A 6,035-nucleotide genomic window follows, 5' to 3' on the forward strand; every position below is an offset into this window, starting at 1 on the left:
TATACCTTGAATTCCTTGACGACCATCCTGCCCTGTCCAACCAAAAACACGGTTGGCAGGGCAGATTTCCCTGTATATCAGTTCGGCAAAGTCGGTATTCGTTTCGGCTACATCCCGGGGCATCTAACCGTCAACGGGGGGCCGTTACGGGGATACCAGACAAAAAAATAGAATTGGTCAGGAATCTGGGCTTGCTACCGGAATCCCGGGAGTAGGTTGTCAATAACAAGGCAAGGGCAATCATGGCAGAAGCAGATGGCGTGCGGCGGCGCGATTTCATCAATATCGCCGCGGTAAGCGCGGCGGGTGTCGCCGGCGTGGGCATCGTCGTCCCGCTGGTCAGCCAGATGTCCGCATCGGCGGACGTTCTTGCGGCGTCTTCCACGGAAGTCGACATTTCCTCGATCCAGCCCGGACAGGCGATCAAGGCGATCTTCCGCAAGCAGCCGGTCTTCGTTCGCAACCTCACGCCGCATGAAATCGCGGAAGCCAACAAGGTCGACGTTTCCTCGCTCCGCGATCCGCAGACGCTTGAGGAACGCACCAAGGAAGGCAAGGAAAACTGGCTGATCACCATGGGCGTCTGCACCCACCTGGGCTGCGTTCCGCTCGGTGCCGGCGAAGGTGAGCCCAAGGGCGAGTTCGGCGGCTACTTCTGCCCCTGCCACGGCTCTTCCTATGACACGGCAGCCCGTATCCGTAAGGGCCCCGCGCCCAAGAACCTCGAGGTTCCGGAATACGCCTTCACCACCGACACGGTCGTAAAGATCGGTTGAGGCCAAGAGAGAGGATCAAGAACATGAGCTTTCCCTGGGCCAAGGAATACAAGCCGAGCCACCCCTTCATGCAGTGGATGGACGACAGGCTGCCCCTGCCGCGCCTCGTCTACAACTCGGTCGGCGGCGGCTATCCGGTTCCGCGCAACCTGAACTATTTCTGGAACTTCGGTTTCCTCGCCGCGCTCTGCCTCGTCCTGCAGATCGTCACCGGCATCGTCATGGCGATGCACTATGCGGCCAACACGCAAGTGGCGTTCGACACCGTCGAGCAGACCGTCCGTGACGTGAACTGGGGCTGGATGATGCGCTATGCGCATGCCAACGGCGCCTCGGCCTTCTTCGTCGTCATCTACGTCCACATCTTCCGCGGCTTCTTCTACGGTTCGTACAAGGCCCCGCGCGAGATGGTGTGGCTGCTCGGCGTCGTGATCTTCCTGCTGATGATGGCCACGGCCTTCATGGGCTACGTGCTGCCCTGGGGCCAGATGAGCTTCTGGGGCGCCAAGGTCATCACCGGCCTGTTCGGCGCAATTCCCTTCGTGGGCGAGCCTCTCCAGCAATGGCTGCTCGGCGGCTTCGCGCCGGACAATGCCGCGCTCAACCGCTTCTTCTCGCTGCACTATCTCCTGCCCTTCGTGATCGTCGGCGTGGTGATCCTGCATATCTGGGCGCTGCATATCCCGGGTTCGTCGAACCCCACCGGCATCGAGGTGAAGAGCGAAAGCGACACGGTTCCGTTCTACCCCTACTACGTCGCCAAGGACGGCTGGGCGATCGGCGTCTTCGCGATCCTGTTCTGCACCGCGCTGTTCTTCTTCCCGAACGCGCTGGGCCACCCGGACAACTACATTCCGGCTAACCCGATGAGCACGCCCGCGCATATCGTTCCCGAATGGTATTTCTGGCCGTTCTACGCGATCCTGCGCGCCTTCACCCAGGACTTCTTCTTCATCCCGGCCAAGCTCATGGGCGTGCTGGCGATGTTCGGCGCGATCCTCGTGTGGTTCTTCCTGCCCTGGCTCGATCGTTCGCCGGTCCGCTCGGGCTCGTACCGCCCGCTCTACAAGAAGTTCTTCTTCTTTGGCCTGATCCCGGCGATGGCGGTGCTGTTCTACTGCGGCGGCGCCCCGGCCGAAGAGCCTTACGTAATGCTCAGCCAGATCGCGGCGCTCTACTACTTCGCGCACTTCCTGATCGTCATCCCGATCGTCTCGGCCATCGAGAAGCCGGACCCGCTGCCCTTCTCCATCACCGAGTCCGTCCTCGGCGAGGATGAAGCCGCCAAGCTCAACCCCGCGCCTTCGGCGACGGTTGCCTGACAACAGCTGGAACGAAAGACGACAGACATGGCACGCTTTCTCTCTATCGCCGTCGGGCTGTTCTTCACGGTGGCACTGGCCTGGTCCTTCGGCAAAGGGGCCTACCAGCAGATCACCGAACCCCCCGCCGCAACCGCCGAGCATGAATTCCACCTCCACCCCAAGGAGGTGAGCTTCGCCAGCGACGGCGCCTTCGGCAAGTTCGACCGCCAGCAACTCCAGCGCGGCTTCCAGGTCTACAAGGAAGTCTGCGCGGCCTGCCACGCGATCCGCCACGTCGCCTTCCGCGATCTTGCGGCGCTGGGCTACAACGACGCCGAAGTGAAGGCGATCGCCAAGGGCTTCCAGGTTCCGGTCTACAACAACGCCACGGGCGAAGTGGAAACCCGCGAAGGCGTGGCGACCGACTACTTCCCGCCGGTGATGTATGGCGGCCAGGGCACTCCGCCCGATCTCTCGCTCATCACCAAGGCACGTCATGACGGCCCGGCCTACGTCTACTCGCTGCTGACCGGCTACCAGGACCAGCCCGCCGAGCTTCTGAAGAAGTTCCCGGATTCGAAGACGCCGGACGGCCTGCACTACAACCCGTACTTCGCGAACCTCAACCTCGCGATGCCGCCGCCGCTGACCGGCGAGGGCCAGGTGACCTATGGCGACGGTACCAAGGCGACGGTGGATCAGATGTCCAAGGACGTTTCGGCCTTCCTGATCTGGACTGCCGAACCCAAGCTGGAAAAGCGCAAGCAGACCGGCTGGCCGGTGCTGGGCTTCCTCCTCTTCGCGACGATCCTGGGCTATATGTCCTATCGCAACATCTGGGCCGGCAAGAAGCACTGAGGCTTCCTTTCCGACCCGAACGAAGGGCCTGCACCATTTCACGATGGTGCAGGCCCTTTCGTTTGGCGGCTCGACCCCGTAAGGACGGCCACCATGACCCTCGATGAGATCAAGGCGCTGGTGCGCACCGTGCCGGACTTCCCCAAGCCCGGCATCCTGTTCCGCGATGTGACCACGCTGGTCGGCAACGGCCCCGGCTTTGCCGCCGCGGTCGATCTGATGGCGGAGACGGTCAAGGCCTCGGGCGCGGATGTGATCGCCGGCGTCGAGGCGCGCGGCTTCATCTTCGGTGCGGCGATCGCGGCGCGGCTGGGGCTGGGCTTCGTCTCGATCCGCAAGCCGGGCAAGCTGCCGGTCCCGGTGATCGCCATCGACTATGCCCTCGAATACGGCACCGACACGCTGGAAGTGGATCCCGAGGCCGTGGGCGAGGGGCACCACGTGATTCTCGTCGACGACCTTCTGGCGACCGGCGGCACCGCGCTGGCCGCAGCCGAACTGCTGCGCCGGGCCGGAGCGAAAGTCGAACACGCGCTTTTCGCCATCGACCTGCCCGATCTGGGCGGCGCCGAGCGCCTGCGCGGTGCGGGCATCACGCCCCATGCACTACTGGATTATCCGGGGCACTGATCCGCTATCCACCTCTTATGGCGGAGAAGTCGCAAGGAAGGCGTTGACGAGGCCCTTCCAATCGTGGCAAGCGGCAGCCACGACGCAGCTGGACATCGTCCCTGAAATTGGGCGGGTATAGCTTAGTGGTAAAGCTCCAGCCTTCCAAGCTGGCTATGCGGGTTCGATTCCCGCTACCCGCTCCAGTGCGCGTCTCATACGTACCCATAAAGGGTCGTGAATGGCTGTTTTCTGCGGTTTTTGACTGATACACTGTCCGGGCAGTTCCGGATATGTTCCATGCCGTCTCAGTCAAAGTTGGCGCCATATGTGGACCTGCAGTTCTCTAGAGCTGACGAAGGTCCCCTCATAATGGCAAGCGAATCACCCAAATCCGGTCTCTCCCCAACCACGGTCGATCGAGCCCGACCACGCGAAAAAGCCTACAAGCTTTCCGACCGCGACGGGCTCTACCTGCTCGTGAAGCCGTCCGGCGCCCGCTATTGGCGGATGAACTTCAAACTGCACCAGCTCCAGCGTACGGCCTCCTTCGGGCGTTACCCCGAAGTCACGCTCGCAGAGGCCCGCCAGCGGTTGATTGAAGCGCGGCGCCTGCTCAAGCAGGGCATCGATCCTGTCCACCAGGCCAAGCTGGACAAGGTCGCCGCGTCCATCGCTGCCGGGAACACCTTCCGGCTTATCGCGGAGGAGTGGCTGGAAAAGATGCGGCTGGAAGAGCGATCGCCCAAGTCGATCAGGAAATGCGAATGGCAGGTCAGCCTGGTTCTGCCTGATATTGGCAATCGACCGATCTCGCAGATCACCGCGCATGAGGTGCTCCTCTCCCTCAAGAAGATCGAGCGGACCAGGAAATTCTACACCGCCATGAGCGTGCGGGCGCTGTGCGGCCAGATCTTCCGGTTTGCCGTCGCCACGGCGCGAGCAGAGCGGGACGTGTGCGTCGATCTGCGCGGCGCACTGGTCACGCCCAAGGTCGTGCATCGCCCGGCTATCACGATGCCCAAGCACGTCGGCGCCTTGATGCGCGCGATCCATGATTACGACGGGGCGCGCTACACGAATATCGCGCTGCGCCTGCTCGCTCACACTTTCGTCCGTCCGGGCGAACTGCGACATGCCGAATGGAATGAGTTCGATCTGGAGCGGGCGGTCTGGATCATTCCGCCGCACAAGATGAAGATGCGCCGCCCGCACACGATTCCCCTTTCGCAGCAGGCCTTGGCAATCATCGGGGAGATCGACCACGGGGAGAACTTCAGCACGTATCTCTTCCCCTCGATTCGCTCGACCAAGCGGCCGCTGTCGGACAACACGATCAATGCGGCATTGCGCCGGATGGGTTACGAGAAGGATCAGATGACGGCGCATGGCTTCCGGGCGATGGCCGCGACCCTGCTCAATGAGATGGGCAACTGGAATCCTGATGCGATCGAACGGCAACTCGCTCACGCGGAGCCGAACTCGGTGCGCCGTGCCTATACGCGCGGTCAGCACTGGGAAGAGCGCGTTCGCATGATGCAGCACTGGTCGGATTATCTGGATCAGCTACGCGGCGGTGCGGAGATCATTCGCCCACAATTCGGCAAAAGAGAGCCGAAGCTGACATTGGTCTAGTGAGGAAAAACGGGGCGTCGCGGTGACGGCGCCCCCAAGGCTGCCGGGATTCATACCGAAAAACCGATCCATGCCCTTAAGGCTGATCGTATTGTCACTTATCCCGCAAAACCATCCTCTCGTGGGTGGCCGAACGGCATGATTGCAATGCCTGTGCCGCCATCGACAGCAAGACCGCACAAGTCCGCCTCGCCTCGCTTGATACGGAATTCGGTAGAAGAAGCCGAAACAGATCCATTTGGTGAACGGAAAAATGGACACCGCCAGCCAGTTGCCAAATTCAAAGTCGTTGCAGCGTGCTTCCCCCTCCCACCCGATAACGGTTACGATCGGAACGGGAGAGAGAAGGCGTTAAAAAGTTCAGGACAAAAAGCGGAGGGAACGCCGGGCGTTCCCTAGCGCTATCACTTCCCGGAGCACGTGACTCCGCCCTGCATTTGGCAAGAAACCAGAGTGGTCGATGCGTCCGATCCGCCTTCCTTTGCGGGGCTGAGAGTGACCAGATTGGTCGCCGGACGCAGGTTGGGCGTAAAGATGTAAGGCAGGAGGTTGCCTGCGGTGCTGCCCGGGGATCGCGGAGTGACGGTAAGGTCGGCGCCGTCATAGGTCACGGTGTAGTTTTCGCCCGCCGAGAGTGTGCCCTGGCCGATGGCATAGCTGCCGACATTGCTGGTTGCGACGGCCTCGGTGGCCAGAGCCCCGCTCAGGGCGTCACCGTTGACGAGACCGTCGCCGCCGAGGGTGTAGGTCAGCGCCGGGTTGGCGTTGCCGTAGAGGCGCGAGAGTGCGTCTGCGGTTACGGTGAGGCCGCGCGGGGTGACCGTGAGGTCGGCGCCGGTAAAGGCGAGCGTGT

6 protein-coding genes and 1 tRNA gene are annotated in these 6,035 nt (G+C 62.2%); 6 read left to right on the forward strand and 1 reads right to left on the reverse strand.

From position 1 onward, the window contains the following. Positions 1-242 precede the first annotated feature (242 nt). The 6 genes from petA (at position 243) to V7066_RS24485 (ending at position 5,182) form a co-directional block, all read left to right on the forward strand. Positions 243-776 (forward strand): ubiquinol-cytochrome c reductase iron-sulfur subunit, encoded by a 534-nt coding sequence (gene petA / locus V7066_RS24460; protein WP_334185572.1) that lies wholly within the window; start codon positions 243-245, stop codon positions 774-776. Between the two features lie 23 nt (positions 777-799). Next, positions 800-2,098 carry a cytochrome b gene (locus tag V7066_RS24465; RefSeq protein WP_334185573.1) on the forward strand — a complete coding sequence of 433 codons (1,299 nt, stop codon included), beginning with the start codon at positions 800-802 and terminating at the stop codon, positions 2,096-2,098. A 27-nt stretch (positions 2,099-2,125) separates the two neighbouring features. Further along, positions 2,126-2,938: a cytochrome c1 gene (locus V7066_RS24470; RefSeq protein ID WP_334185574.1), complete on the forward strand. Its 813-nt coding sequence runs from the start codon at positions 2,126-2,128 to the stop codon at positions 2,936-2,938. 93 nt (positions 2,939-3,031) lie between these two features. Beyond that, the gene (locus V7066_RS24475; RefSeq protein WP_334185575.1) at positions 3,032-3,568 is read left to right on the forward strand and encodes an adenine phosphoribosyltransferase; all 537 of its coding nucleotides are present in this window, start codon (positions 3,032-3,034) and stop codon (positions 3,566-3,568) included. 111 nt (positions 3,569-3,679) lie between these two features. Further along, positions 3,680-3,753: transfer RNA gene (locus V7066_RS24480), tRNA-Gly, on the forward strand. Between the two features lie 124 nt (positions 3,754-3,877). Beyond that, on the forward strand, positions 3,878-5,182 hold the full coding sequence (locus V7066_RS24485; RefSeq protein ID WP_334185576.1) for a tyrosine-type recombinase/integrase: 1,305 nt from the start codon (positions 3,878-3,880) through the stop codon (positions 5,180-5,182). Between the two features lie 404 nt (positions 5,183-5,586). Here V7066_RS24485 and V7066_RS24490 read toward each other — a convergent pair. After that, positions 5,587-6,035: MBG domain-containing protein (locus tag V7066_RS24490; protein ID WP_334185577.1), on the reverse strand; the 449-nt coding region annotated here is incomplete at its 5' end.

Source organism: Novosphingobium sp., assembly GCF_036820275.1.
Taxonomy (GTDB): domain Bacteria; phylum Pseudomonadota; class Alphaproteobacteria; order Sphingomonadales; family Sphingomonadaceae; genus Novosphingobium.

Coding starts and splice junctions, on each gene's coding strand:
- petA (WP_334185572.1), top strand. CDS start 243: ATGGCAGAAGCAGATGGCGTGCGGCGGCGCGATTTCATCAATATCGCC.
- V7066_RS24470 (WP_334185574.1), top strand. CDS start 2,126: ATGGCACGCTTTCTCTCTATCGCCGTCGGGCTGTTCTTCACGGTGGCA.
- V7066_RS24465 (WP_334185573.1), top strand. CDS start 800: ATGAGCTTTCCCTGGGCCAAGGAATACAAGCCGAGCCACCCCTTCATG.
- V7066_RS24475 (WP_334185575.1), top strand. CDS start 3,032: ATGACCCTCGATGAGATCAAGGCGCTGGTGCGCACCGTGCCGGACTTC.